This is a genomic window from Nocardioides sp. FY1077, assembly GCF_058681775.1.
The window spans coordinates 73,682-100,225 of sequence record NZ_JBZWDB010000005.1 but is presented as its reverse complement, the minus strand read 5'-3'; the positions used below and the strand labels follow the sequence as shown (position 1 = coordinate 100,225).

Sequence of the window (26,544 nt, the reverse complement as noted above, 5' to 3'; positions counted from 1 at the left end):
GGACCAGCACCCTGGGGGCGGCGTCCGGCGACGCCGACGGCAGGGTCAGGGCCTGAAGACCACCTTGACCATGCCCTCCTGCTTCTTCTGGAAGTGCTCGTAGGCCGACGGGGCCTCGCTCAGCGGCAGGTGGTGGGTGGCGAAGGCGTCGACACCGAAGGCGTCGCCCTTCTCCAGCAGGGGCAGGAGCTCCGCGGTGTGGGCCCGCACGTTGGCCTGACCCATCCGGATCTGCACCTGCTTGTCGAACAGCTGGAACAACGGGATCGGGTCCATCGCGCCGCCGTAGACCCCGGAGATCGAGACCGTGCCACCGCGACGCACGGCGTCGAAGGCGGCGTGGAGCGCGGCGAGACGGTCCAGTCCGGCGTTCTTGAGCAGCGGCTCGGAGACGGCGTCCGGCAGCATCCCTGCCACCTTCTGCACCACTCCCGCAGCAGGCGACCCGTGGGCCTCCATGCCGACCGCGTCGATCACCGCGTCGGGCCCCCGGCCGTGGGTGAGCTCGCGGAGCACCGAGCCGACACCGCCCACCTTCATCGCGTCGTCGTAGTCCAGCACCTGGGCGCCGTACGCCTCCACGCGGTCCAGACGCTCCTGCACGTGGTCGACGACAAAGACCTGCAGGCCCCGGTCGACGCCCATGCGTGCGGCCATCGAGCCGACCGGACCGGCGCCCATGACCAGGAGGCTGCCGCCGTCGCGCACGTCGGCGTACTTCAGCCCCTGCCACGCGGTCGGGAGGACGTCGGAGAGGAACAGGTAGCGGTCGTCGTCGTGCTCGGGGGGCACGACCATCGGCATGAAGTCGGCGAACGGCACGCGGAGGTACTCGGCCTGGCCGCCCGGGACCTGGCCGTAGAGCTTGCTGTAGCCGAAGAAGCTGGCGCCCGTGCCGTGCTCGTGGTTCTGCGTCACCTCGCACTGGCTGTGCAGGCCCTGCTCGCACATCCAGCACGACCCGCAGCAGACGTTGAAGGGGACGACCACGCGGTCGCCCACCTTGAGGTCGCGCACGCCCGGGCCGACCTCCTCGACGATGCCCATGGGCTCGTGGCCCACGATGTCCCCGGGCTCCATGAACGGGGCGAGGGTCTCGTACAGGTGCAGGTCGGAGCCGCACAGCGCGGTGCTCGTCACCCGGATCACGCAGTCGGTCGGTTCCTCGATGCGGGGGTCGGGGACCTCGGTCACCTGCATGTCGTGCACGCCTTGCCAGGTCACAGCCTTCATGTCACGTCCTCGTGGCTAGTGCAGTGGAGCTCGAGACGCTCCGGTGCCCATCCCCGGGGTCGTCACCCGCACCCACCTCGACCAACCTGCCGGGCCGCGGCGACCACGGCTCCGGACAACGCGAGAGGCGGCCCCCGGATGACTCCGGGGACCGCCTCTGACCTGCGCTTCTGCACTTGTAGCGGGGGTAGGATTTGAACCTACGACCTCTGGGTTATGAGCCCAGCGAGCTACCGAGCTGCTCCACCCCGCGCCGGTGAACAGAACGTTACACACGTCCCCGCGGGGGGACAAATCGGGGCCCGGACGACGTCGTCCGGGCCCCGATCTGGTGCTGCTGCGGGCGAGTCCTACGAGGCCGGCGAGGCGCTGGGGTCCTCGGTCGGCTCGTCCGTCGGCTCGTCCGAGGCGGCGTCCGTGGGCTCCTCGGTGGGCTCCTCGGTGGGCTCCTCAGTCGTGTCGTCGCCACCGGCCCCGCCGGGGCGCGACTCGGCGAGGTCGATGGCCTGCTGCACCAGGTCCTGGGCCAGCTCGTTCTGGTCCTGGTACTCCCCCAGGTCGCCGTCGGTGAACGCCGTGTTCGCGGCGTCGAAGGCCTCCTGGGCCTGCGCGAGCAGTTGCGCGATCTGCTGGTCGACGCTGAGCTCCTCCCCGCCGCCACCGCCGCCGCCGTCACCGGGGTCGGGCAGGTCGGTCTGGTCGGCGTCGAGGGCCACGGCCAGGGCGTCGGTCAGCGTGCGGCCGACCCCCACCTCGTCGCCGTACGACACCAGCACGAACTGCAGGATCGGGTAGCCCGAGGTCGAGCCCGAGCGCACGGCGTACACCGGCTCCACGTAGATGAGCCCGTCCTCCACCGGCAGCGTGAGCAGGTTGCCGAAGATCGGGTCGGAGGTGCCCTGGGTGTAGGGCAGCAGCGCGTCGCGCACGCCCTCGTCCTGGGCGAACTCGTTGGCGATCAGGCCCGGGCCGGGCGTGGTCTGGTCCTGCAGCTCCAGCACGCTCAGCTGGCCGTAGGTCTCGGAGCTCGCGTCGGAGTCGACCGACATGAACGAGGCCAGGTTGCTGCGCTCGTAGGGCACGAACACCGAGGAGAGGGACCACTCGCCGGCGCTGGTGGTGCTGCCGTCCTGGTTGGCGAAGAGCCGGTACGGCGGTTGCAGGCTGGTCGAGCTGGAGTTGGGGTCCTCCGGCACCTCCCAGCGGTCGTTGCCCTGGTACCAGTCGCCGGCGTCGGTGACGTGGTAGCGCGCGAACTGGTAGCGCTGGGCCTTGAACAGGTCCTCGGGGTAGCGCAGGTGCTCCATCAGCTCCTCCGAGATCGACTCGTAGGGCTGCACGGTGCCGGGGAACGCCCCCTCCCAGGCCTGCAGGATGGGGTCCTCGGTGTTCCACTCGTAGAGCGTGACGGTGCCGTCGTAGGCGTCGACGGTGGCCTTCACCGCGTTGCGCATGTAGTTGACCTCGTCGGTCGGGATCGGCTGCAGGCCCACGTCGGCCTGCAGGGAGTCGTCGATCATCGTGGCGAACGACTCCTTCTCCGCGCCCGGGAAGCGGTCGGTGGTGGTGTAGCCGTCGACGATCCACTGGATCCGGCCGTCGACCACCGCCGGGTAGGCGTCGCCGTCGATGGTGAGCCAGGGCGCGACCTTGCTGACCCGCTCGCTGGGGTTGCGGTCGAAGAGCACCTTGCTGTTCTCGTTGACGCGGCCCGACAGCAGGAAGTTCGGCTCGCCGTACTTCACCGCGAACATCAGCTGGTCGAAGGTGCTGCCCACGTCGACGCCGCCGGCGCCGTCGTAGGTCGTGTACTGGTTGGCGTCGGTGTCGTTCGACAGCCCCAGCTCGAGGTCGGGCTCGTCCTCGTCGGCCTTGCCCACCACGGAGTACGCGGGGCTCTGCTCGCCGAAGTAGATGCGGCTCTCGTAGCCGTCGCCCAGCGTCGACAGGGTGTCCTGGCCGGGCTGGTTGCCCTCGGCCCACACGATGCCGCCGCTGTTGTCGTCGCTGGCGGCGCGCTCGGCGTTGTCGGCGGTGCGCTGGTTGGCGTACGCCGCGATCAGCCCGTTGCCGTGGGTGTAGGTGGTGTAGAGGTTCGACCAGTTGCGGTCGCCGTCGGGGATGCCGCTCTGGTCGAGCTCGCGGACGCCGAGCACCAGCGCCCGGTCGACGCCGTCGATCTCGTAGCGGTCGACGTCGAGCACCGGCGCGACCGAGTAGTAGGCACGGCCCTGCTGGGTCTGCTCGAAGGTGTCGCGCACCAGCCGCGGGTCGATCAGCGGCACCGACGACACCTGGCTGGTGACCGCGCGGAACACCGAGTCGTCGGCGGTCGCCGCGCTGTCGTAGGCCGTGGTCTCGACGTCCTCCAGGTCGTAGGCCGCCCTGGTGGCGTCGATGTTGGCCTGGATGTAGGGCTCCTCGCGGTCGGCCTCCGAGGGCCGCACCTGGAACTGCTGCACGATGCCCGGCCAGATCACGCCGAGCAGCACCGCCGAGAGCGCCAGCAGCGCGATGCCCACCGAGGGCAGCGTCCACGTGCGGCGCCACACGTTGAGGAAGAACAGCACCGCGCAGATCACCGAGATGCCGATGAGGATGTTCTTGGCCGGCAGCACCGCGTTGTCGTCGGTGTAGGTCATGCCGGTGATCAGCCCGCCGGCGTCGGTGGCGAGGTCGAAGCGGTCGAGGTAGTAGTCGCCGGCCTTGGCCAGGACGAACAGCCCGAGCAGCACCGAGAGCTGCGCCTGGGCGGCGCCGGTCAGCCGGTCGCGGGCGACCGCGAGGCGGATGCCGCCGTACAGGTAGTGGGTGAGCGCGGCGGCCATCAGCGCCACCACGAACGTGGCCATGGCGAAGTCGACCAGGTAGTGCAGCCAGGGCAGGTCGAAGATGAAGAAGCCGGCGTCCTTGCCGAAGTGGGCGTCGTCGAAGCCGAACTCGCCGCCGTTGCGCCACAGCAGGTAGTTGCGCCACTCCCCCGCACCGGAGGTGCCGGCGAAGACCAGCAGCACCAGCGCGATCGCCACGACCAGCCAGGTGCGGATCGGGTTGACCGCCTCGCGGTAGCGGTCGAGGCCGTTGGTGTCGGGCATCGACACGAACAGCGGGCGCGATCGGTAGGCGATGACGACGTTGGCCGCCACCACCAGGGCCATCAGCAGGCCGAACACCGCGAACAGCGCCACCCGCGTCCAGAGCATCGTGGAGAACACGTCGGAGTAGCCGACCGAGCCGAACCACTGCCGCTCGGTGTAGAAGCTGGCGAAGGCGGTGAGGGCGAAGAAGGCGACGACCAGCACGGCGCCGGTGATGACCAGGGCGCGCGAGCGCCCCCTGGCCTGGCGCGGCGGCGGGCCACCCTGCGTCGCCTCGTCGAACGTCTCACTCACGGTGGGTCCCTCTCGTCACGGCGGTGGTGCCTGGGTCGTACGGGGTCGTGCGGGTGCCGCGGGCGCGGCCGGTCACGGGGTGCCTGCGGTCGGCAGCGGGTCGGGCTCGTCGGCCAGCGTGGAGGCGAGCAGCTCGACCAGGCCCGGCACCAGGTCGGCGCCGCCGACCACCGCCGTGTCGTCGTCGTGGCTGCGGAAGCGCATCGCGCAGTACGTCGACCCGTGGCGGGTCACCCCGGCGGCGATGCGCAGCTCCTGGCGCTCGGGGTGGCGCCGGGCGAACTCGGCGGCCTCGGCGGGGTCGTCGGGGACGTCGCCGTCGGCGTCGGGGGGCAGCACGAAGCGCTCGACCACAGCGGCGCAGCCGGCGACGTCGTCGGGCCAGGTGATCGTCTCCAGCACCCGCTCGAGCAGCTGGTCGGCCCTCAGGGCGTCCTGCTCCACGGCGGTCAGCGAGCCCTGCTGGGAGGAGGCGTCGAGCCCCATCATCGCCGCCAGCGCCGGCTCTCGCTCGACCAGCTGGGCGGTGTCGACCAGGGCGTAGAGGTGGGCCGGCTGGTCCCAGCCCTCGGTGGCGGCGTGGCTCTCGATCTCCAGGACCGCGGCGGCCAGCGCCGGGTCGACGTCGAGGTCGCTCATGTCGTCAGGACCCGTCATCGGGCACGTCCTCACAGCTCGGCAGGGTGGCACCGGGGTCGTCGACCCAGGTCCGGATGGCCTCGAGGGTGGACTCGAAGGTGTCGGCGCGCAGCAGGCGCACGCCGTCGGTGGCGCCCTGGAGCGCCTCGGCGCAGTTGGCGGGCGGCACCAGGAACAGCTCGGCACCGTCGGCGGCGGCGCCCGCGATCTTCTGCTGGATGCCGCCGATCGGGCCCACCGCCCCGGTGGCGTCGATGGTGCCGGTGCCGGCGATGACGTTGCCCCCGGTCAGCGAGCCCTCGCTGAGGGTGTCGTAGATGGCCAGGGAGAACACCAGGCCCGCGCTGGGCCCACCGATGCGCGGGTCGATCGCGACGTCGACCTGGAACGGGAAGCGGTAGCCCTCGCCCAGCTGGACGCCGATGCGCGGGGTGCCCTCGTCGAGCTCGGGGGTCACCTGCACCTCGCGGGGTCGGCCACCGCGCTCGATCGTGACGTCGATCGGCTCGCCGGCCGCGGCCGACGACACCGCCTCGACGAGCTGCTCACGGGTGGTCACCCGCTCGCCGTCGACGGTGCGGAACACGTCGAAGGGCTTCAGCACGCCGTCGGCGGGCGAGCCCTCCTCCACGAAGTAGACCTTGACCGCCGGCTGCACGTCGTACCCGAGCTCCTCGAGCGCCAGCGACGTGGCGACGTCCTGCGAGGTGACCATGGAGACCGCGCCCTCCTGCTGGTCCTCCTCGGCGGTCTCGTCGTCGGGGTGCACGAAGTCGTAGGGGTAGACCGCGTCGTCGTCGTCGACCCAGGCCTGCAGCAGCCGCACCAGGCTCTCGCCGCCCTGCTCGCCGTCCTCGGCGGCGGCGGAGACCGACACCGTGGTCATCCGCAGCTGCCCGTCGTCGCGGTAGGTCTTGGCGCCGCGCACCTGGATGGTCTCGGTGCCCTCGGGCTGGCCGAGCACGTCGACGGTCACGCCGGGCATGTAGGTGCCGTAGGGCAGGCGCACCACGGAGGCAGCCACGAAGAGCCCGACGACCAGCGGCGCCGCGATGATCGCGGCGATCGTGCGCTGGGTCATGGCGCCCACTGTCTCATCCGGCGCCAACCCGGCTGCGCCCTGGTCGCCGCGGGTGTCGCCGCAGGTCAGGAGGCGCGGCGGGCCTGCTCGCCCGGCTCACCCGGACGCCGCGCGGCACCCGTGGCGCGCGGGGCCCGGGAGGGCCGCACGGCGATGCCGGTGCTGCGGTCGCGCTCGGCGGTGCGCACCGGGCCCCGCTGCGGGGCGTCCTTGGCCAGCGCGGCGCCGAGGCGCTGCGCGGCGACCTCGGGGTCGACCCGCTCGCGGGGCTCGCGGCCCACCCAGCCGACCCAGGCCATGGCCAGGACGGCGACGACGCCGGCCGGCGCCAGCCAGAACAGGATCTCCACGTCGTGAGGGTAGGCACGCGGGCCCCGGTTCGTGGGGAGCAACGCCGGTCGCCGCCGCTCACGGCGTGCCGACCCACTCCTCGGTGCCGTCGGTGAAGCGCTGGTGCTTCCAGATCGGCACCTGCGCCTTCAGGGTGTCGATCAGCGCCCGCGACGCGGTGAACGCCTCCCCGCGGTGGGCGGCCACCGTGGCCACGACCACCGCGACGTCGCCGATCGCAAGGCTGCCGGTGCGGTGCACCGCGGCGACGCCGGTGACGTCGTGGTCGCGGGCCACCTGCGCGCACACCTCCTCCAGCCGCGCCAGCGCGGTCGGGTGGGCGGTGTAGTCGAGGCCCACGACGCCGGTGCCGTGGTCGTGGTCGCGCACCCGGCCGACGAAGAGCGTCAGGCCCCCGGAGGTGGGGTCGTCGAGGGCGTCGAGCACCTCGGCGACGTCGAGGGCGTCCTCGCGCAGGGCGACCAGGCGGACGGCGGGGTGCGACATGCTGCGCAGCCTAGCGAGCAGGGCCCGCTGCGGCTGCTCGCAGTTGGGCCGCGCGGCGTACCGTGGAGCCCATGAGCAACGACTCCGGCGACGGTTCCACCGGCCCCGACGACCGCGACGAGGGCGCGCAGAACCCCTTCAAGGGCACCCCGTTCGAGCAGTTCTTCTCCGGCGGCCTCGGCGGGCTCGGTGGCCTGGGCGGGCTCGGCGGGTTCGGCGGCGCCGGTGGCGCCGGTGGCGCGGGCTTCCCCGGGTTCCCCGGCATGGGTGGCGCGGGCGGGCAGATGCCCGACCTCGGCGCGCTCTTCGGGCAGCTGCAGGCGATGATGGCGCCCTACGACGGCCCGCTGAACTGGGACGTCGCCCTCGACACCGCGCGCAAGACCGTGGCCCAGCAGCCCGACCCGACGCCGTCGAGCACCGAGAAGGACGCCGTCGCCGACGCGCTGCGCCTGGCCGACCACTGGCTCGACGAGACCACGTCGTTCCCCTCCGGCATCACCTCCACCGCGGCCTGGAGCCGCGCCGAGTGGCTGGTCGGCACCACCGAGGTGTGGAAGGTGCTGGTGGAGCCGGTGGCCCAGCAGTCCGTCGACGCCATCGGCGGGGCGCTCCCCGAGGAGGCCCGCGCGGCCTCGGGGCCCCTGATCGGCCTGATCGCCAAGGCCGTCGGTGCACTGCTGGCCCAACAGGTCGGCTCCGGCCTGGGAGCGCTCGCCTCCGACGTGCTCAGCGCCTCCGACGTCGGCCTGCCGCTGGCCCCCGCGGGCCGGGCCGCGCTGGTTCCGGCCAACATCACGGCCTTCGCCGAGGGCCTCGACGTCACCGCCGACGACGTCCGCCTCTACCTCGCGCTGCGCGAGGCCGCCCACCAGCGGCTCTTCGCCCACGTCCCGTGGCTGCGCGAGCACCTGATCAGCGCCGTGACCGCCTACGCCCGCGGCATCGAGATCAACGCCGAGGCCATCCAGGGCCGCATCGAGGAGCAGATGCGCGGCATCGACCCCACCGACCCGGCCTCGGTGCAGCGCCTGCTGGAGGGCGGGCTCTTCGACATGCCGAAGTCGCCGGCCCAGGAGGCCGCCCTGCAGCGCCTCGAGGTCACGCTGGCCCTGGTGGAGGGCTGGGTCGACGAGATCGTCGGCCAGGCCACCGAGACCCGGATGCCGGCCGCCACCAAGATGCAGGAGGCCGTGCGCCGCCGCCGCGCCGCCGGCGGCCCCGCCGAGGAGACCTTCGCCTCGCTGGTCGGCCTCGAGCTGCGTCCGCGCCGGCTGCGTGACGCCTCCACCCTGTGGGGCTCGCTGCGCACCCGCCAGGGCGCCGAGGCGCGCGACGGCGTGTGGATGCACCCCGACCTGCTGCCCAGCGCCGCCGACCTCGACGACCCGCTCGGGTTCCGCGAGGACGCCGCCGCCCCCGCCGACCTCAGCGAGGCCGACTTCGACGCCGAGCTGGCCCGCCTGCTCGACGGCCCCGCCGACGGGTCCGCTGACGGGTCCGCCGAGACCGAAGGGCCCGACGGGTCCGGCGGGACCGGGGACGAGCGGCGCGAGGGCGACGACCCGACCCCGGCGTGAGCCTGCACGCCGACGCCCTGACGGTGCTCCAGCGGTGGGCGGCGCCCACCGACGAGCAGGAGCGGCTGCGGCAGCGCTACCTGACCCACCTGCACGCCCACCCCGACGGCCTGCGCCGGGAGTGCCGCCCCGACCACCTCACCGCCAGCACGGTGCTGCTCGACGACACCCGCACCCACGTGCTGCTGACGCTGCACGCCAAGGCGCGGCGGTGGTTCCAGCTGGGCGGGCACTGCGAGGCCGGTGACGCCACGCTGGCCGGGGCCGCGTGGCGCGAGGCCGTCGAGGAGTCCGGGCTCGCCGACGTGGCGCTCGACCCGGTGCCGGTCGAGCTCAGCGAGCACGCCGTGCCGTTCTGCGGACCGCGCGACGGCACGCTCGTGCACCACCTCGACGTGCGCCACGTGGCGCTGGCGGCCCCCGGCGCGGCGTACGCCGTCTCGGAGGAGTCGCTGGCGCTGCGCTGGTGGCCGGTGGACGACCTGCCCGAGCCCGGCGGCGACGTGGCGCGGCTGGTCGAGCGGGCGCTGGCCCGAATGGCGGGCGCTCAGTCGCCGGGCGGCGCCGCGACGCCGCCGCTGTCGGCCGGCGGGTCGACCCGAGCGGCGGCCGACCAGCCGAGCAGGTAGCCCTTGGCCCGCTCGGCCTGCGGGTAGCGGTCCACCCAGCTCCAGAAGCTGGCGTCGTGGCCGGGCTCGATGAGGTGGGCCAGCTCGTGCACCAGCACGTAGTCGACCACCCACGAGGGCATGCCCTGCAGCCGCCCGGAGACCCGGATGCTGCGGTCGCCGGGGGTGCAGGAGCCCCAGCGCGCGCTCTGGTTGTCGACCCACCGCACCGACTCCGGCACGGCGATGCCACCGAGGTAGCGGTCGCTGAGCGCGAGCGCGCGGGCCAGCAGCAGCTCGTCGCTGGGACGCAGCCGACGGTCGGCGCGCTCGAGGCGCGCCACCATCGTCTCGACCCACTCGGCCTCCTCCCGGCGGGTCAGCGTGGCCGGCACCAGGATGACGATCCGCTCGCCCTCCCGGTACGCCGAGACAGTGCGCCGGCGCCGGCTCGAGCGGCGGACCTCCACCTCCGGGCGCGCGCCGGCCCCGGGCGCGTCACCCGGGAGCGCGTCACCGGGCGTCGCCGGCGGGCTCGGCGGGGTCATGGGCGAAGGCTAGAGCCTGGCCCGGGCCCAGGCGAGGAGGCGCTCCCGCGGCCAGGTGGTCACGATGCGCTCGGGCTCGATGCCCGCGGCCTCGGCCCGCTCCGCGCCCAGGTCGAGGAAGTCGAGCTGCCCGGGGGCGTGGGCGTCGCTGTCGATGGAGAACAGGCAGCCGACGTCACGGGCCAGCTCGAGCAGCTGCGTCGGGGGGTCGCGCCGCTCGGGGCGCGAGTTGATCTCCACCGCCACGTCGTTCTCCGCGCAGGCCTCGAACACCGCCCGGGCGTCGAACTGCGACTGCGGGCGGGTGCCGCGCCCGCCGGTGACCAGGCGGCCGGTGCAGTGGCCCAGCACGTTGGTGAACGGCTGGCGCACCGCCCCCACCATCCGCCGGGTCATCGCCTCGGGCTCCATCTTCAGCTTCGAGTGCACGCTGGCCACCCGCAGGTCGAGGCGGGCCAGCATCTCGTCGGTCTGGTCGAGGCTGCCGTCGTCGAGGATGTCGACCTCGATGCCGGTGAGCAGGGTGAACCGCCGGGCGTCCTCCCCTCCGGCACCGCCGCCGAGGTGCTCGTTGACCGCGGCCACCACGTCGAGCTGGCGTGCCAGCCGCTCGGCGCTGAGCCCGCGGGCCACCTTGAGCCGCGGTGAGTGGTCGGTCAGCACCTGGTACTCGTGGCCCAGCTCGATCGAGGTGAAGGCCATCTCCTCGATGGGGGACCCGCCGTCGGACCAGTCGGAGTGGGTGTGCAGGTCGCCGCGCAGCAGCCGCCGCAGGTCGTGGCCGCCGGCGGCCAGCGGGCCGGCCTGCTCGGCCTCGAGGCGGGCGAGCCGCTCGGGCAGCACCCCGCGCACCGCGTCGGTCACCACCTTGGCCGAGCTGGCACCCACCCCGGGCAGGTTGGTCAGGGTGCCGTCGGCGACCGCCGCCGCCACCTCGTCGTCCGACATCGTCAGCAGGGTGGCCGCGGCCCCGCGGAACGCCTTGACCTTGTAGGTGTCCTCCCGCGCGCGCTCGAGCAGGAAGGCGATGCGCCGCAGCGCGGCGACGGGGCCGGCGTCGTACGGATCGGGCATGGGCGGGTGGCTCCTTCGGGCTCCGGGCCGGCGCTGTTCTCTCCACAGCCGGTGGACGACCATCGTGCCTGGTCACCGCACCGTACGCCGCTGCCGGGCCGCCGCCCTCCACAGCTCTCTCCCCCGCTGGGAGCGACTCGTCCACCGTGGACGGCGGTTCTCCACAGCGTTGTCCACAGGTGTGTCCACAGCTGGGGACACCGAACCGGTGGCAGCCGTTGACCGCGGCGCCGCCCGCTCCTAGGTTGAGCCACGGACGAGGCCCCCGGGGCCGGCGGGACGCACGCACGGGGAAGGCGGGCGCGACGCCGGCACCCGGGGGCCTCACCCCGTCCGCGGGTCCACGTCGCGGCGTACGCCGTCAGCGGCCCACGAACTGCGGAGGACGCTTCTCCCGGGCGGCGCGGATGCCCTCCTGCAGGTCGTCGGTGGCGAGCGTCAGCGGCTGCGCCATCGCCTCCCACTGCAGGCCGTGCTCGAGGTCGCGGTGGCCCTCGCGCAGGGCGAGCGTGGTCAGCCGGGTGGCGATGGGGGCGTTCGCGGCGATGCCGCGCGCGGCCTCGAGGGCCTCGTCGAGCAGCACCTCGGGCTCGACCACCCGGGAGACCAGACCGAGGCGCAGCGCCTCGTCGCCCTCGACCAGCCGGCCGGTGAGGAACAGGTCGCGGGCCGCCGCGGGCCCCACGACGTCGGGCAGCAGCCAGGTGCCGGCCATCCCGGGGTGCATCCCGAGCTTGAGGAACGGCACGCCGAGCCTCGCGCCGCGGGCCGCCCAACGCACGTCGCAGGCCAGGGCCAGGCACAGCCCGGCGCCGATCGCAGGCCCGTTGAGGGCCGCGACGGTCGGCACCTCGAGGCGGCGCAGCGAGAGCCAGGCCCGGTAGAAAGGGAGCATCCGGGTGCGCAGCCGGTCGACGCCGGCGTCGGGCTCGGAGGCGATCCAGCTGGTGTCGCCACCCGAGCTGAACGCCGTCCCGGCACCGGTGACCACGACGGCGCGCACGCTTGCGTCGGCGGCCAGCTCGTCGATCGCCGCCACCCACGACCGCGTCATCTCCTCCGACATCGCGTTGCGCTGGTCGGGGTTGTCGAGCACCAACAGCGCGACCCCCTCGGCCGGGCGCTCCAGGCGCAGGTGGGGGCGCTGCACGGTCTCGGGAGCGGGCTCGGGAGCGGTCTGGGCGGGGGTGGTGTCGGCCATGGGGCCGAAGATAGGTGACCCGGGCCACCGGCGCGACGGCCGACCCGCGGCTCGCCCGGGCGGGGCACGCGCCGTGGGGGCGGGGTCGGGGGCCGGCGTCGTACGAACCGTGGAGTCGCACCCACCACTCGTATGACGTCCGACGCCGCCCCAGGACCCAGGCCACCAGCGTCATACGAACCGTGGAGTCGCACCCACCACTCGTATGACGTCCGACGCCGCCCCTCGACCAGGCCACCAGCGTCATACGAACCGTGGAGTCGCACCCACCATTCGCATGACGCAGACCGCGGCCCGGCGCGATGGCGCGACGGGCGACGGGCGGCACCGCGCTGTGGATGACGTGGTGCCGCCCCCGTCGAGAGGGGTAGGAGTGCCGCATGACCGCGGCCCCACCTGCTCAGCCCATCGCGCTGCCCGACCTGCCGGTGCGGCCCACCCTGCTGCCGGGGCTGCACGTCGTGGTGCGCGACGCGACCCACCTGCAGGTGGGCGTCGACGACCCCTGGCGCGCCGTCGTCCCCGACACCGCCGACGTGCGGAGGGTCTTGGACGACCTGCGCGACCGGGCCCGTCCGTCGCCCACCACCCCCGTCGGGGCGCGGGCGCTCGCGACGCTGGTGCAGGCGGGGCTGGTCTGCGACGCCGACGGGCTCGCCGCGGCGGTGGGCGCCACCCGGAGCGCGGCCGGTCGCCTGGCGGGAGCGGCGGCCGTGGTGGCCCACGGTGACGCCGCGGCCGGGCTGGTGGCCCGCAGGCGCGGGGCGCGCGTCGAGGTGCGCACCGACGACGACGCCACCCGCACCCTCGCCGCGGGTCTGCTCGCCGCCCACGGGGTCACGGTGGCGGGTGCTGCCCGGGGCCGCGCGGCCCGGGCCGATCCAGCCAGGACGGCCGACCCGGCCGACCCGGCCGACGACGTGGTGCTGCAGGTGCACGCCCACGAGCCGAGCCGCGAGAGGGTCGACCCGCTGGTGGCGGAGGGCCGGCCCCACCTGCTGGTGGTGGCACGCCCCGGCCGGGTGGTGGTGGGCCCGTTCGTGGTGCCCGGCGTCACCGCCTGCCTGCGCTGCGTCGACGCCGCGCTCGCCGACGGCGACCCCCGGCGCAGCCTGGTGGTGGAGCAGCACGCCGCGCTCGCGGCCGGTCGACCCGCTCCCCTCGACCCCACCCTGCTGCACCTCGCGGTGGCGTGGGCCGTGCGCGACGTCGTCTCCTGGCTCGACGACGAGCAGCCGAGCACCTGGTCGGCGACGGTGGAGGTCGACGACGCCGTACGCCCGGTCGTCCGCACGTGGCTGCGGCACCCACGGTGCGGGTGCGCCTGGGCGGGCGCCGAGGTGGGGTGAGCCCGGCTCAGCGGCCACGCCCGCTCACCAGTGCTCGCGGTCCAGCCTGCCCTCCATGGCCCGCAGGTGACGACGGGTGCACGCCGGGCACACGTCCTGGTGGCGGCCCCGCTCGGTCGTCCGGGTCCAGCCGAGCAGCTCGGCCGCGTCGTCGGTGTGGCGTCCGCACTCCGCGCAGGTGGTCATGACGCGAGCCTAAGGGCCTCGACGCACCCGGGCCGGGCGCGACAGGTGTCGCGCCCGGCCCGGGGCTGGTCGTACGGGGTCGTGCGGGGTCGTGCCGGGGCCGGCGGCTCAGAGGGCCCGGGCGAGGGCGAGCCGCGCCTGCTGCGCGGCCGCGTCGGCCTTGCGGCCCAGTCGCCGGGCCCGCGACGCCTCACGGCCCTGACGGTCGGTGTGCGCCTCTCCCAGGCGCTCGGACATTTGGATGCGGGCCAGGTTCTCGTGGAGAAGATTCATGAGGGTGCTCCGGTTCGGGTCGGTGGTCACGGGGTGCTCGGTGTCTCGGTGTCGGGGCTCAGAAGGCCCGGACGCGGGCGGCGAACGCCTGCTCGGCGCGGTGGCCCTGACGGTGGGCACGGTCGAGCTGGCGCGCGCGGCGCCGCTGCCGTGCCTCGGTGAGGCGTACGTCGGTCTCGACGCGGGCCTGGATCTCGGCGAGGTACATGTCGGTCCTTCGGTGGTGGTGGGTGGTGCCGGGTGGGTGGTGCGGGTGGTGCGTGCCCGGGTGGGCGGGAGCCGGCTAGGCCGCCAGCTCGTTCTTGCGGGGACGGCCACGCGGCCGCTTGCGCGGGATGACGACGCCGGCGAGGAAGAGCTCGCCTCCCCAGACGCCCCAGGGCTCGCGGCGTCGCAGCGCGCCGTCGAGGCACACCGGCTTCACGGGACAGCTCCCGCAGAGCGACTTGGCGCGCTCGACGTCGACCGGGGACTCCGCGAACCACAGCTCGGGGTTGCTGGTGCGGCACGGCATGAGGGCGTCGTCGACGTCCACGGCGCGGTCGTGCAGCAGCCCGAGGGTGGGCTCGGCGCCCTCGTGGTGGAGCAGGTCGCTGATGGTCATGTGTTCACCTCCTTGTCCTGACCTGTCGCGGTGGGTGGTGCGTGGTTCGCGGTTCCGCGGGACATGCAAAAGGCCGCGGATCCCGGTGAGGGATCCGCGGCCTGGAGGCTGCCGAGCTGTCAGGTCAACAGGTCGGTGGGCTCCAGGCGAGGGTCCCCGGGGTGTAGACGTGGGTGCGACCGAGCTTCTCGTCGGCATCGACGGAGCGGACGGCGAAACCGGCGGCGGGCAGAGTGGTCCCCTGCACGTCGGCGGTGAACGCGATGGCACCGGCGGCGCAGCCCCACGTGGGCATGCCGAAGTCGGACGGCTGGGTCGCCGTCGCGATGGTCGAGATCGAGATGTCGTTCACTGGAGCCACCTCCTTCGGTGCGTCGTGCGCGGGCTTCGTCAGGGCCGTGGTGCGCGGAGCGGATGTCGTGGGAAGAAAACTAGCGGCGTGCTGCTGTAAGGGGCAAACCATTTTATGACTATTTCCCCAGTTTTCTGCCTGCGCCCTCGGGCGGGGCTCCCAGGCCCTGCCGGGAAGGCCGTCAGGTGAGCAGCTGCAGGACGTCGGCGCCGTACTTGTCGAGCTTGGAGCGCCCGATGCCGCTGATGCGCAGCAGCCCCTCCGGGGTCTCGGGTCGCAGCTCGGCGATGAGCTGGAGGGTGGCGTCGCTGAAGACCACGAACGCCGGCACGCTCTCCTCCCCCGCCCGCTCGCGGCGCCAGTCGCGCAGCCGCTCGTAGAGGGCCTCGTCGTAGGAGGCGGGGCAGTCGACGCAGCGCCCGGCCTTCTTCTCCGGCGCAGTGGACAGGGGGCGGCCGCACTCGCGGCACATCATGGCCTTGCGCGAGCCGCGCGACTCCTGGCGCGGGCGCGCCTCGGCCGGCAGCAGCGGGTCGAGGAAGCGCGACGGCTTGCGGGACGCGCGACCGCCGGGGTTGCGCGCCGACGACCACGACATGCTGAGCTCCGCGCGGGCGCGGGTCATGCCGACGTAGAGCAGTCGGCGCTCCTCCTCCACCGCCTCGGGCGTCTCGGCGTAGGTGATCGGCAGCGTGCCGTCCTGCAGCCCGCACAGGAACACGTGGTCCCACTCCAGGCCCTTCGCGGCGTGGAACGTGGCGAGGGTGACCCCCTCGGCCACGGGGGCGTGCTGCTCGGAGGCGCGGCGGTCGAGGTCGTCGACGAACCCGCCGAGCGAGGCGCCGGGCGCGGAGGCGTGCTCGGTGGCCTGGTCGACCAGGGCCTGCCACGACTCCCACCGGTCGCGGGTCTGCCCCCGTGCCGACGGTGGGCGGTCGGTCCAGCCCATCGCCGCGAGGGTGGCCCGCACCACCTCGACCAGCTCGTCGGGGTCGGTCACCGGCTCGCCCGACCGGGCGGCGCCCCGAAGCCGGGTGACCGCCTCGCGCACCTCGGGCCGGTCGAAGAACCGGGCCGCGCCGCGCACGACGTACGGGACCGACCGCGCCGACAGCGCCTCCTCGTAGGCCTCGGACTGGGCGTTGATGCGGAACAGCACCGCCACCTCGGCCAGCGAGCGGCCGGCCTCGCGCAGCGCGAGGATGCGCGCCGCGGTGGACTCGGCCTCGGCGACCTCGTCGGGGTGGGGGCCGTAGGCCACGGCCGCACCGGCCGGGCGCTGCGCCCGCAGGCTCACGCCCTCGCTGCCGGAGCCGGCCAGCAGCGTGTTGGCGGCCTCGACCACCTGGGGGGTGGAGCGGTAGTTGCGCACCAGCTCGACCGAGGTGGTGCCGGGGTGGCGCGCCGGGAACTCACGCAGGTAGCGCGCGTCGGCCCCGGCGAAGGAGTAGATGGTCTGCGCGGGGTCGCCGACCACGCAGATCTCGTCGCGCCCGCCCAGCCACAGGTCGAGCAGGGCCGACTGCAGCGGGGAGACGTCCTGGAACTCGTCGACGACGAACCACTTGTACTGCCGGCGCACCTGCGCCGCGACGCGCTCGTCCTCGGCCAGCAGCCCGGCGGCCAGCAGCAGCACGTCCTCCATGTCCATCCGGCCCTGGCCGCGCTTGACCTCCTCGTAGCCGGAGAACAGCCGCCCCACCGTCTCCGGGTCGTGGCCGGTGACGGAGCGGCCGCGCGCGGTGGCGACCTTGGCGTAGTCGTCGGGGTGCACGTTGCTGACCTTGGCCCACTCGACCTCCGAGGCGAGGTCGCGCAGGAGCGCCTGGTCGGCGTTGATCCTCAGGCGCCGCGCCGCGCCGGCCAGCGCCGGGATCTTCGACTCGGTCAGCGTCGGCAGCTCGCTGCCGTGCACGTGGGGCCAGAAGTAGCGCAGCTGGCGCAGCGCCGCGGAGTGGAAGGTGCGGGCCTGCACGCCGCCGGCGCCCAGCAGGCGCAGCCGCTGGCGCATCTCACCGGCCGCGCGGGTGGTGAAGGTGACCGCGAGGACCTCGGTGGGGGCGTACATGCCGGTGGCGACGCCGTGGGCGATGCGGTGGGTGATCGCCCGCGTCTTGCCCGTGCCGGCCCCGGCCAGCACCCGCACCGGCCCGCGCAGGGTCTCCGCGACCCGGCGCTGCTCGGGGTCGAGGGCGTCGAGGAGGCTGTCGGGGCGGCTCACGAGGGGAACAACTCCTGCGTCGGGCGGGTTGAGGAACGAGCACGGCGCGGAGGTCCGGCGCCGTCGACCACCCTAGATGCCGGAGGCGACAGTCCCTGATGAGCTCCTTCACGATGTACTCCACCCCCTGGTGCGGCTACTGCCACCGGCTGCGGAGCCAGCTCGACCGTGAGGGGATCACCTACGACGTCGTGGACATCGAGCAGGTGCCCGACGCCGCGCTGATCGTGGAGCAGGCCAACAACGGCAACCAGACCGTCCCGACGCTCGTCTACAGCGACGGCACCGCGCAGACCAACCCGTCGCTGGCCCAGGTCAAGGACAAGCTCGCCGCCCTGGCCTGAGCCCCACGACCGGTCACCAGTGGCCGGTCACCAGTGGCCGGGCAGCTCCGCGCCGTACCAGTCCTCGATCAGCGAGCGGCTGATCGACAGGCCGCCGGGCAGCACGACGCGCCCGGCGGTGGTCTCGTCGCGCAGCTCGGCGCGGGTGAACCAGCGCGCCTCGGAGATCTCGTGCTCGTCGACGGTGATCTCCGTGGCCACGGCACGGCCGGTGAAGCCCAGCATCAGGCTGGACGGCAGCGGCCAGGGCTGGTTGCCGAAGTAGGTGACCTCGCCGACCACGACGGCGGTCTCCTCCGCGGTCTCGCGGCGCACGGCGTCGTCGAGCGACTCACCGGTCTCGCAGAAGCCGGCCAGGGTGGAGAACCTGCCCGCCGGCCAGGTCGCCTGGTGGCCGAGCAGGCAGCGCTCGTCGTCGGCGCCCGGCTCGCCGTCGGTGATCAGCATGATCACGGCCGGGTCGGTGCGGGGGAACTGGGTGCGCCCGCACCGGGTGCAGCGCAGCTCGTGGCCACTGGCGCGGGCCTGCAGCGCGCCCCCGCAGCGCGGGCAGAAGCGGGTGGCCCACATCCACTCGGCGAGGCCCAGGGCGTGCAGCAGCAGGCTCGCGCGGTGCCCTCCGCCCGCCACCAGCGCCGGCAGCAGCTCGCGCAGGCTCAGCCAGCCCGGCTCCGCCGAGGCGGCCTCCGGGCCGGAGACGACGGCGAACCAGGTGAGCCCCTCCAGCGACCCCAGCAGCACCCGAACGCCGTCGGGCGCGTCGGCGGGCGAGACCCAGTCGACCTCGCCCGAGCGCGGGCGCACCTTGGTGCCAGAGACGACGAGGACCCGGCTGCCCGGGTCGGCCCACCGCTGCGCGAGCCACTCGTCGTCGGAGCGCCGCTCCCCCAGGCGGTCGTGGGCGTCGGAGACCAGCGCGAGGTGGGGCTGTGGCACCTGGGCACCCTAGCCCCGCACCCCCAGGGCACCCCGGGTGGCGCCGCGCCACCGGCGGTCGAACAGGGAGGAGCGCCGGCGACGAGCGTCGTCGAGACCTCCGGGCGTGCGCCGGGTGCTGCTCCGGACCGCTCCAGCGCAGGGTGCGGTGGTTCCAGGCGACCCCGTCGCGGGAAGGACACGGGGCCGGGTGGCGTTGGGACCACGTGGACGTGGACGTGCTGGACACCGTGGTCGTGGGGGCCGGCCAGGCCGGGCTGTCGGCGTCGTACCACCTCGCGCGCCGCGGGGTGCGCCACGTCGTCCTCGACGCCGACGACGCGGCGGGTGGCGCCTGGCGCCACCGCTGGGACTCCCTGACCATGCACGACGTGCACGGCGTCGCCGCCCTGCCCGGCTCCGCGGCCCCCGGGGGCGACGCCGGGCGGGCCAACGAGGTGGTGCCCCGCTACTTCGCCGACTACGAGCGCGCCCACGACCTGCCCGTCGTGCGCCCCGTGCACGTCGACCGGGTGGAGGACGACGGCGGCCTGCTCGTCGTGCGCTCGCCCGGGCGGTCCTGGCACACCCGGACGCTGGTGAACGCCACCGGCACCTGGGCCCGCCCGTTCGTGCCGCACTACCCCGGCGTCGAGACGTTCCGGGGGCTGCAGGTGCACACCCGCGACTACCCCGGCGCCGAGACGTTCCGTGGCCTGCGCACCGTCGTCGTCGGGGGCGGCGCCTCGGCCGTGCAGCTGCTCGGTGAGCTGGCCCTGGTCACCGACACGATCTGGGTCACCCGGCGCGAGCCGGTGTGGCGCACCGACGACTTCACCCCGGACGTCGGGCGCGCGGCGGTAGCGCTCGTCGAGGAGCGGGTGCGTCGCGGGCTCCCCCCGGCGAGCGTGGTCAGCGTGACCGGGCTGGTGCTGCGCGACCAGGAGCGGGCCGCCGAGGCGCTGGGCGCCTACCGGCGCCGGCCCGTGTTCACGGCCGTCGAGCCGGACGGGGTGCGCTGGGCCGACGGACGCCGCGAGCGCGTCGACGCGATCCTGTGGGCCACCGGGTTCCGCCCCGACGTCGCCCACCTCGCCCCGCTGCACCTGCGCGGGCCCGAGGGCGGCATCGACCTCGACGGCACCACCGCACGGCGTGACCCGAGGGTGCAGCTGGTCGGCTACGGGCCGTCGGCGAGCACCATCGGCGCCAACCGGGCCGGTCGCACCGCGGCGCTCGGCGTCGCTGCCTGGCTCGACCGGGCGCTGCCGGACCTGCCGGCCCGACCCGCCTGACCCACCGGGCCCCCGGGACCCGCCGCCCTCAGGACGAGCCGTCAAGCAGGCCCTCGATCGCGCCGCGGCCCGGGAGGCCGGCGGGCTCGACGACCTCGCCGGTGCGCACGTAGTAGAACGCGGCGCGCACCTGGTCGAGCGGCACGTCGTGCAGCTCGGCCCACGCCAGGCGGTAGACCGCGAGCTGGAGCGGGTCGGCTCCCCCGGAGCGCCCGGTCTTCCAGTCGACGACCAGCCACCCCCCGTCGGGCTCGGCGTAGACGGCGTCGATGCGCCCCCGCACCACCTGGCCGTGCACGACGAGCGCGAACGGTGCCTCCACCTCGTGGGGCACCCGGGAGGCGAACGGCCCGGCCTCGAAGGTGGCGATCAGCGCCTCGAGGTCGCTGTCGTCGTCGATCCCGGCGTCGGCACGGCCCGGCAGCTCGCCGTAGTCGAACAGGTCCTGCTGGCCGAAGCGCGCCTCCACCCAGGCGTGGAAGCGGGTGCCGAACCGGGCGGCCGGCGACGGCGGCCTCGGCATGGGCCGGGCCAGCTCGCGGGCGAACCCGTCGGGGTCGTCGCGAAGCCGGGCCACCGCGGTGGCCGACAGGCTCGGCGGCAGCGGGACGTCGACGCGGCCGGTGCGCTCGCGGCGCGCCTCGGCGAGCAGCCGGTCGAGCTCGGCGTCCCAGTCGGCCACCCGTGCGGTCTCGATCATGTCGAGCCCGTGGTCGGGCGCTCCCACCTCGGCGGCGGCGACCACGGCGGCTGCCTCGCGGCGCAGCCGTGCCTCCGTGCCGACCTCGGTCTCGGGCCAGGGCCGCGACGGGTCGACCGCGTCGTAGGGGTTGGCGTCGCCCTTGACGGGCTTGTCGAGCCACGCCGTGGTCGCTCCCTCCCCCCACGACTCCACCAGCTCGCGGACCACCTGCTGGTAGGGCGAGGGCCCGAACGGGGTGGTGCGCGCCGTCCAGCAGTACGACGAGACGTCGAGACGGTGTGCGGCGCGGGTGAAGGCGACATAGCCGAGCCGCAGCTCCTCCTCCGCGTCGTGGGCGCGGGTCGCGGCGCGGTAGGCGTCGAGGGCCGCCTTGTCGTGGCCGGCCAGCTGCGGCAGGTCGGGCGCGTCGCCACGCAGCGGCGCGGGCAGCACCGAGGGCGACGACGTCCAGAGCGTGCGCGACCGGTTGGAGGGGAAGCGGGTCTCGCACGTGCCGACGAGGAAGACGGCGTGCCACTCCAGGCCCTTCGAGCGGTGCACGGTGAGGAGCTTGACGGAGTCGGCGAGGGTGGGGGTGGCCACGTCGAGGCCGTTGCCCTGGTCGTCCTCGGCGGTGAGGTAGGCCAGCAGCGCCGGCAGGCTGACGTCGCCGTCGACGGCCTGGAAGTCGGCGACGGCCTTGACGAACAGGTCGAGGTTGTCGCGGCGCGCGGCGGCGGCCGGGCTCACGGCGGAGGCGAGCTCGACGTCGGCGCCGGTCACGTCGATGATGCGGCGCACGACGTCGAGCAGCGGCTCGCCGACGTGGGAGCGCAGCCCCCGCAGCTCGCCGGCCAGCAGGCCGAAGCGCTCGCGGGCCTCGGCGGAGTACGGCAGGTCACCGAGGTCGACCAGGGCGTCGTCGAGGCAGGCGACCTCCGCGGGGTCGATGCCGTCGGCGATGTCGAGGAGGTGGTCGGTGACCGACCCCGGCTCGTCGGCGCGCCCCGCCCGCCCGCTGACCTGCTCGGCTCGCCGTCCGAGGAGGCGCAGGTCGCGTGGCCCCACCGCCCACCGGGGCCCGGTGAGCAGGGTGAGCATCGCGGCGTTGGCGGTGACGTCGTGCAGCAGGTGGAGCACGGCGACGACCTCGGCCACCTCGGGCAGGCGCAGCAGCCCCGACAGCCCGACGATCTCGACCGGGACCCCCGCGGCCGACAGCGCGTCGAACACCTCCGCCGCGTGGGCGTTGTCGCGGGTCAGCACGCCGATGTCGGACCAGGTGGTGTCGAGGTCGCCGCCGCGGGTGGCGAGCACCTGCTCGACCAGCCGCGCCAGCTCGTCGGCGTGGGTGGCCAGCACGGCGGTGGTCACCGCACCGGGGACGGCGCCCGGCTTGGCCTCGAGCGGGTCGACCTGGTCGTAGCGCTCGTAGAGGGGGGCGGCCAACCGGTTGGCCACCTCGAGGATGCGGGCGTCGGAGCGGCGGTTGACCGTCAGCGGGAGCACCGGCACGTCACCGTCGAGGGCGGGGAACGTGTCGGGGAAGTTGAGGATGTTCGACACCGACGCCCCGCGCCAGCCGTAGATGGCCTGGTTGGGGTCGCCGACCGCGGTGACGGCGTGACCGCGGCCGCCGGCGGCGTCGGGGCCGGAGAAGAGCCGCGACAGCATCACGGCCTGGGCCACCGAGGTGTCCTGGTACTCGTCGAGCAGGACCACGCGGTACTTGCCGCGCTCGGAGGCGCCCACGTCGGGCTGCTCCACAGCGAGCCGGGCGCCGAGCTCGATCTGGTCGGAGAAGTCCATCAGGCCCAGCTCGGCCTTGAGCCGCCGGTAGCCGGCGACCAGGTCGAGCAGCTCGGCGCGCCGGTCGACGGCCGAGATCGCCTTCTCCACCGGCACGCGGTAGGTGGTGCGGTCCTTGCCGGCCCGCTCGGCGGCGAGCGCGGCGACGAACCCCCGGCGCGCCTCGCCGTCGACCCGGCGCACGTCGGCCGGCCCGACGAGGTGCTCGCTCATGGCGCTGTCGAGGGCCAGCAGGTTCTGGATCGCGGTGGGCGGGTGGTCGGTGAGCTGCTGGATGTCGCCGGTGAACCGGTCGACCACCCGGGCGCCGAGCTGGTAGCGGGCGGCATCGGTGACGACCCGGGTGTCGGGCTCGTGGCCGATGCGCAGGCCGTGCTCGGTCAGCAGGTCGGCGGCGTAGGCGTTGTAGGTGAGCACGGTGGGCTCGAGCACCTCGTCGGGCTCGTCGGCCCCGCCGGCGGTGCCGCTCGCCCCCTCACCGCGGCGCTCCGGCTCGTCGAGGACGCCGGCGGTGCGCAGCGCGGCGCGGATGCGCTGGCGCAGCTCGCTGGCCGCCTTCGTGGTGAACGTCAGGCCCAGCACCTGCTCGGGGCGCACCTGGCCGGTGACGACGAGGTAGACGACCCGCGCGGCCATCAGCGTGGTCTTGCCCGAGCCGGCCCCGGCGATCACCACCCCCGGCGACAGCGGGGCGGAGATGGCGCGCCACTGCTGCGCGCTGGGCGCGTAGTCGGTGTGCATCACCCGCTGCAGGTCCTCGGGGGTGTCGATGCGGAGCACGGGGCGGCGCGACGCGTCGCCCGGGTCGACCGGGCCGCGCGGGCCGGTCGTCACGGGCGTGCCGCCGCTGGTCGTGGTGGTCATCGCGCGGTCACCGCCCCGGCGCCCTTGATCGGACAGATCGAGACGAAGTCGCAGTCGCGGCACTGTGTGCCGGCGCTGGCCGGGAACGACTCGCGCCGCAGCATCACGGCGGCCTGCTGCAGGTGGGTGCGCAGCGCCTGGCGGCCGGGGCTGCCGTCGGGCTGTCGGTCCTGCGGCTGCACGACGGCCGACGGGGCGTCGTCGAGGACGCCGAGCTGCACCAGCTCGGCGCCGCCGGCGACCCCCTGCTCGACGCCGAGCTCGGGGCGCTGCGCGAGCGCCGCGTCGACTGCGCCGTGGTCGACGGCGTACTGGTAGAGCGAGAGCTGGACGTGCTGCTGCACCGAGGACCCCGACGGGGCGGTGCGCCCGGTCTTCAGGTCGACCACGACGACCCGACCGTCGTGGTCGAGCTCGAGGCGGTCGGCGTAGCCGGTCAGCCGCACCCGCTCGCCGTCGTCGAGGTCGACGTCGGTGCTGAACTTGGCCTCGGTGGCGACCAGGCGGCGGGTGCCGGCGTGGTGCCAGGCCAGGAAGCGCCCGAGCGCCACGCGCACCCGGTCGTGCTCACGCGCGCGCGACCACGGGGTGCGGAACTCCAGGCGGCTCCACACCGCGTCGACGTGGGTCATCAGCAGCTCGACGTCGTCGGGGCCGGCGGCCAGCTCGCCGTCGGCGACGCGCTGGGCCAGGGCGTGCAGCATCTGCCCGAGGTTGGCGGCCTGGTGGGAGCGCGAGGCCCCGCCGGCCTCCCGCTCCAGGAACCACCGCATTGGACAGCTGAGCAGCGCCTCCAGCACGCTGGCCGAGACCGGCACCGGCGCGTCGGGGTCGCGCACCGGCTCGACGGAGCGGCTGGCCGCGCGGGTGCCCCACCACGTGGACGGGTCGGCGTGGGGCACCAGGGCGCGGTGACCGGTGCTCTCCCCCGCCAGCCGGGCCAGCCGCCGGGCCGCCGCGTCGCGCAGCGCCGGACCGGTGGCGGGGTCGGCGACGGTGCGACGCAGCTCGCTGACCAGGCCGTCCATCGACAGCGGCCGCTCGGGGCGGCCCACGACCTGCTCGACGGTGACGCCGAGCTCGTCGAGGAACCGCGAGGGCTGCTCGCCGTCGTCCTCCGGGGAGGCCACCGCGGTGACGACGAGGCGCTGGCGGGCGCGGGTGCAGGCGACGTAGAAGAGGCGGCGCTCCTCGGCGAGCTGCTCGCGGGTCGACACCGGCGGCACCAGGCCGTGCTCGCCGATGCGGTCGGCCTGCAGCAGGGTGGAGCGGCGACGCAGGTCGGGCCAGCCGTCCTGCTGCACGTGGGCGACCACCACCAGGCGCCACTCCAGGCCCTTGGAGCGGTGGGCCGTCAGCAGGCGTACGGCGGTGCCGCGCGCCCCGCGGTCGGCGAGGGTGTCGCCAGGGATCTGCTGGGCGACGAGGGTGGCCAGGAACGCCCGGACGCCGCGGTGGTCGCGCTGCTCCTCCGCGCGCCCGGCGACGTCGAAGAGCGCGCACACCGCGTCGAGGTCGCGGTGGGCGCGGCGCGCGGCCGCCCCGCCGAGCTCGACCGAGCGCCGCAGCCGGGCCGGCCAGCCCGTGCCGGACCACAGCGCCCACAGCAGCTCCTCGGCGCTGGCCCCGGCCTCGAGGTCGGCGCGGGTGGTGAGCAGCAGGGTGTGCAGCGCTCGCGCCCGGGTCACCTCGGGCCCCTCCAGCCCGTCGAGGAACCGGGGACGCACCAGCGCCAGCCGCACCAGCTCGCGCGAGGGTCGCGGGGCGTCGTCGGCAGCCAGGGCACGGGCCTTCTCGCGCTGGCGCAGCTGGCGCCCGAGCCGGCGCACGTCGCCGGCGTCGAGCCCGCCGAGCGGACCGACCAGCAGCGACTCCACGCGCGCGGCGTCGAGCTCGTGGGGGTCGTCGCCGGCACCGGCGGTGCCCGCACCCTCGACCGCGCCGGCGGTGCGCAGGTCGTCGGGGTGGGCGGGGTCGCCGGCAGGCTCTCCGGAGCGGTCGTCGGAGAGCTCGTCGGCCGGGTCTGCGGCGGCGTCGTCGGCGGGCAGGTCGACCACCGCGCGCAGCGCGTCGAGCAGGGGCAGCACCGCGGGGTCGCGCACCAGCGGCAGCTCGTCGCTGGCGACCTCGACCGGTACGCCGGCCGCGGCCAGGGCCCGGCGCAGGGGCGGGAGGGTGGTGCGTCCCGAGCGGACCAGCACCGCCATCTCGTCCCACGCCACGCCGTCCTCGAGGTGGGCGCGCCGCAGCAGGTCGGCGAGGTGCTCGGCCTCGGCCCGGTCGGTGTCGAAGGTGCGCACGACGACGCGGCCGGGCCCGAGGTCGCCGGGCTCGGCGACGGGGCGCAGGAAGGCCTCGCGGGCGCGGTCGTCGATGCTCCCGGGCAGCCCCAGGCGGCCGGCGACCCGCTGGGAGGCGACCAGCAGCCGTGGCCCGAACCGACGGGTGGTGCGCAGCGCGACGACCTCGGCGGGCGCGCCGTCGGCGCGGGGGAACTGCGCCGGGAAGTCGAGGATGCCGCGCACCTCGGCGCCGCGGAACGCGTAGATCGACTGGTGGGGGTCGCCGACCACGGTGAGGTCGCGACCGTCGCCGGCCAGCGCCTGCAGCAGCGCCACCTGGCCGGGGTCGGTGTCCTGGTACTCGTCGACGAACACGTGGCTGAAGCGGCGGCGCAGCTCGTCACGGTGCACCTGCGCCTCGAGCGTGGCTCGCCGGATCAGGTCGGCGTAGTCGGTGGCGCCCTGGGCGTCGAGGTTGGTGAGGTACTGGTCGAGGAACAGCCCGGCCGCGCTCAGCTCGGGGGCACCGTGCGCGGCGCCCATCGCGGCGAGCGCCGCACCGTCGAGGCCCTTCTCCCGGGCCCGCGACAGCACGGCGTGCACCTCCTTGGCGAAGCCGCGGGTGTCGAGCGCGCGCTGCAGCCCCTCGGGCCAGGTCACCGCCTCCGGCGAGGACACCAGCAGCTCGCGCAGCACGACGTCCTGCTCCGGGGCGCTGAGCAGCCGCAGCGGGGCCTCGTAGAGGTCGGCCGGCGCGTACTGGCGCACCAGGGCGTAGGCGAAGGAGTGGAAGGTGGAGCTCATCGCGCTGGAGGTGGTGCGCCCCAGTCGCGCGGTGACCCGGTCGCGCAGCTGCTCGGCGGCCTTGCGGGAGAAGGTCAGCGCCAGCACCTCCTCGGGCCGGGCACCGTCGTGGACGCGGCGCACGATCGCCTCGACCAGGGTCGTGGTCTTGCCGGTGCCGGGGCCGGCGAGCACCAGCAGCGGGCCGCCGGGGTGGTCGACGACGCGCTGCTGGTCGGCGTCGAGGCGGGGCACGGCCACGTCGGGCCGCTCGCGCACCAGGCGGTACGTCGGGGCCGCGGCGGTGGCGGCGCTGGACGGGCTCGGCATGCGCCCATCACAGCACCCGCCGCCGACAGCCGTTCGCCCGGCCGTCCACACCCGGACACCAC

At 74.8% G+C, this 26,544-nt stretch carries 23 protein-coding genes and 1 tRNA gene; 5 read left to right on the top strand and 19 right to left on the bottom strand.

Translation table 11 applies throughout. The features are described from left to right. Positions 1–45: 45 nt before the first annotated feature. From AC4OR8_RS17540 to AC4OR8_RS17510, 7 genes are all read right to left on the bottom strand, one after another. A complete protein-coding gene (locus tag AC4OR8_RS17540; protein WP_492166893.1) occupies positions 46–1,233 on the bottom strand; it encodes an alcohol dehydrogenase catalytic domain-containing protein in 1,188 nt (395 codons plus the stop codon). Positions 1,234–1,412: 179 nt separating this feature from the next. After that, positions 1,413–1,486: transfer RNA gene (locus tag AC4OR8_RS17535), tRNA-Met, on the bottom strand. Between the two features lie 97 nt (positions 1,487–1,583). Further along, the gene (locus AC4OR8_RS17530; protein WP_492166892.1) at positions 1,584–4,625 is read right to left on the bottom strand and encodes a UPF0182 family membrane protein; all 3,042 of its coding nucleotides are present in this window, start codon (positions 4,623–4,625) and stop codon (positions 1,584–1,586) included. 72 nt (positions 4,626–4,697) lie between these two features. Next, a complete protein-coding gene (locus AC4OR8_RS17525; protein ID WP_492166891.1) occupies positions 4,698–5,282 on the bottom strand; it encodes a PPA1309 family protein in 585 nt (194 codons plus the stop codon). Further along, positions 5,269–6,345: a YlbL family protein gene (locus AC4OR8_RS17520; protein ID WP_492166890.1), complete on the bottom strand. Its 1,077-nt coding sequence runs from the start codon at positions 6,343–6,345 to the stop codon at positions 5,269–5,271. The genes AC4OR8_RS17525 and AC4OR8_RS17520 overlap by 14 nt, the downstream gene beginning before the upstream one ends. Before the next feature lie 65 nt (positions 6,346–6,410). After that, entirely contained in the window at positions 6,411–6,695 is a 285-nt protein-coding gene (locus AC4OR8_RS17515) for a hypothetical protein (RefSeq protein WP_492166889.1), read from the bottom strand. A 58-nt stretch (positions 6,696–6,753) separates the two neighbouring features. After that, positions 6,754–7,182 (bottom strand): molybdenum cofactor biosynthesis protein MoaE, encoded by a 429-nt coding sequence (locus AC4OR8_RS17510; RefSeq protein WP_492166888.1) that lies wholly within the window; start codon positions 7,180–7,182, stop codon positions 6,754–6,756. Positions 7,183–7,253: 71 nt separating this feature from the next. Between AC4OR8_RS17510 and AC4OR8_RS17505 the strand changes: the two genes are divergently transcribed. Further along, the gene (locus AC4OR8_RS17505; protein ID WP_492166887.1) at positions 7,254–8,762 is read left to right on the top strand and encodes a zinc-dependent metalloprotease; all 1,509 of its coding nucleotides are present in this window, start codon (positions 7,254–7,256) and stop codon (positions 8,760–8,762) included. Next, positions 8,759–9,391 (top strand): NUDIX hydrolase, encoded by a 633-nt coding sequence (locus AC4OR8_RS17500; RefSeq protein ID WP_492166886.1) that lies wholly within the window; start codon positions 8,759–8,761, stop codon positions 9,389–9,391. Before AC4OR8_RS17505 ends, AC4OR8_RS17500 begins: the two co-directional genes overlap by 4 nt. Here AC4OR8_RS17500 and AC4OR8_RS17495 read toward each other — a convergent pair. From AC4OR8_RS17495 to AC4OR8_RS17485, 3 genes are all read right to left on the bottom strand, one after another. Next, positions 9,310–9,918 carry a M48 metallopeptidase family protein gene (locus AC4OR8_RS17495; RefSeq protein ID WP_492166885.1) on the bottom strand — a complete coding sequence of 203 codons (609 nt, stop codon included), beginning with the start codon at positions 9,916–9,918 and terminating at the stop codon, positions 9,310–9,312. The two genes, AC4OR8_RS17500 and AC4OR8_RS17495, sit on opposite strands and share 82 nt — an antisense overlap. Positions 9,919–9,927: 9 nt before the next feature. Continuing rightward, positions 9,928–10,992 carry a PHP domain-containing protein gene (locus AC4OR8_RS17490; protein WP_492166884.1) on the bottom strand — a complete coding sequence of 355 codons (1,065 nt, stop codon included), beginning with the start codon at positions 10,990–10,992 and terminating at the stop codon, positions 9,928–9,930. 361 nt (positions 10,993–11,353) lie between these two features. After that, positions 11,354–12,193, bottom strand: coding sequence for an enoyl-CoA hydratase/isomerase family protein (locus AC4OR8_RS17485; RefSeq protein ID WP_492166883.1), 840 nt, complete (start codon positions 12,191–12,193; stop codon positions 11,354–11,356). 380 nt (positions 12,194–12,573) lie between these two features. Between AC4OR8_RS17485 and AC4OR8_RS17480 the strand changes: the two genes are divergently transcribed. Then, the gene (locus AC4OR8_RS17480) at positions 12,574–13,542 is read left to right on the top strand and encodes a TOMM precursor leader peptide-binding protein (RefSeq protein ID WP_492166882.1); all 969 of its coding nucleotides are present in this window, start codon (positions 12,574–12,576) and stop codon (positions 13,540–13,542) included. Positions 13,543–13,566: 24 nt separating this feature from the next. Here AC4OR8_RS17480 and AC4OR8_RS17475 read toward each other — a convergent pair whose 3' ends face one another. From AC4OR8_RS17475 to AC4OR8_RS17450, 6 genes are all read right to left on the bottom strand, one after another. Continuing rightward, positions 13,567–13,728, bottom strand: a complete 162-nt coding sequence (locus tag AC4OR8_RS17475; RefSeq protein ID WP_492166881.1) for a hypothetical protein — start codon at positions 13,726–13,728, stop codon at positions 13,567–13,569. 108 nt (positions 13,729–13,836) lie between these two features. After that, a complete protein-coding gene (locus AC4OR8_RS17470) occupies positions 13,837–14,121 on the bottom strand; it encodes a putative WhiB-interacting protein (RefSeq protein ID WP_492166880.1) in 285 nt (94 codons plus the stop codon). Continuing rightward, positions 14,060–14,209: a hypothetical protein gene (locus AC4OR8_RS17465; RefSeq protein WP_492166879.1), complete on the bottom strand. Its 150-nt coding sequence runs from the start codon at positions 14,207–14,209 to the stop codon at positions 14,060–14,062. The genes AC4OR8_RS17470 and AC4OR8_RS17465 overlap by 62 nt, the downstream gene beginning before the upstream one ends. Positions 14,210–14,284: 75 nt before the next feature. Further along, positions 14,285–14,605 carry a WhiB family transcriptional regulator gene (locus AC4OR8_RS17460; protein WP_492166878.1) on the bottom strand — a complete coding sequence of 107 codons (321 nt, stop codon included), beginning with the start codon at positions 14,603–14,605 and terminating at the stop codon, positions 14,285–14,287. Between the two features lie 124 nt (positions 14,606–14,729). Further along, positions 14,730–14,957, bottom strand: coding sequence for a hypothetical protein (locus AC4OR8_RS17455; RefSeq protein ID WP_492166877.1), 228 nt, complete (start codon positions 14,955–14,957; stop codon positions 14,730–14,732). Between the two features lie 181 nt (positions 14,958–15,138). After that, positions 15,139–17,178, bottom strand: a complete 2,040-nt coding sequence (locus tag AC4OR8_RS17450; RefSeq protein WP_492166876.1) for an ATP-dependent DNA helicase UvrD2 — start codon at positions 17,176–17,178, stop codon at positions 15,139–15,141. A 98-nt stretch (positions 17,179–17,276) separates the two neighbouring features. Here AC4OR8_RS17450 and AC4OR8_RS17445 point away from each other — a divergent pair, with 98 nt between their 5' ends. Continuing rightward, positions 17,277–17,522 carry a mycoredoxin gene (locus tag AC4OR8_RS17445; RefSeq protein WP_492166875.1) on the top strand — a complete coding sequence of 82 codons (246 nt, stop codon included), beginning with the start codon at positions 17,277–17,279 and terminating at the stop codon, positions 17,520–17,522. A 27-nt stretch (positions 17,523–17,549) separates the two neighbouring features. On the opposite strand, the gene nudC is transcribed toward AC4OR8_RS17445, so the two are convergent. Next, positions 17,550–18,458 (bottom strand): NAD(+) diphosphatase, encoded by a 909-nt coding sequence (gene nudC / locus AC4OR8_RS17440; protein ID WP_492166874.1) that lies wholly within the window; start codon positions 18,456–18,458, stop codon positions 17,550–17,552. Positions 18,459–18,670: 212 nt separating this feature from the next. On the opposite strand from nudC, the gene AC4OR8_RS17435 reads away from it, so the two are divergent. After that, positions 18,671–19,732 carry an FAD-dependent oxidoreductase gene (locus AC4OR8_RS17435; protein ID WP_492166873.1) on the top strand — a complete coding sequence of 354 codons (1,062 nt, stop codon included), beginning with the start codon at positions 18,671–18,673 and terminating at the stop codon, positions 19,730–19,732. A 28-nt stretch (positions 19,733–19,760) separates the two neighbouring features. Here the strand turns inward: AC4OR8_RS17435 and AC4OR8_RS17430 are convergent, their stop codons facing one another. Both AC4OR8_RS17430 and AC4OR8_RS17425 read right to left on the bottom strand, forming a co-directional pair. Continuing rightward, positions 19,761–23,087: an ATP-dependent helicase gene (locus AC4OR8_RS17430; RefSeq protein WP_492166872.1), complete on the bottom strand. Its 3,327-nt coding sequence runs from the start codon at positions 23,085–23,087 to the stop codon at positions 19,761–19,763. Next, positions 23,084–26,482, bottom strand: a complete 3,399-nt coding sequence (locus AC4OR8_RS17425; protein ID WP_492166871.1) for an ATP-dependent helicase — start codon at positions 26,480–26,482, stop codon at positions 23,084–23,086. The genes AC4OR8_RS17430 and AC4OR8_RS17425 overlap by 4 nt, the downstream gene beginning before the upstream one ends. Positions 26,483–26,544: the final 62 nt, after the last annotated feature.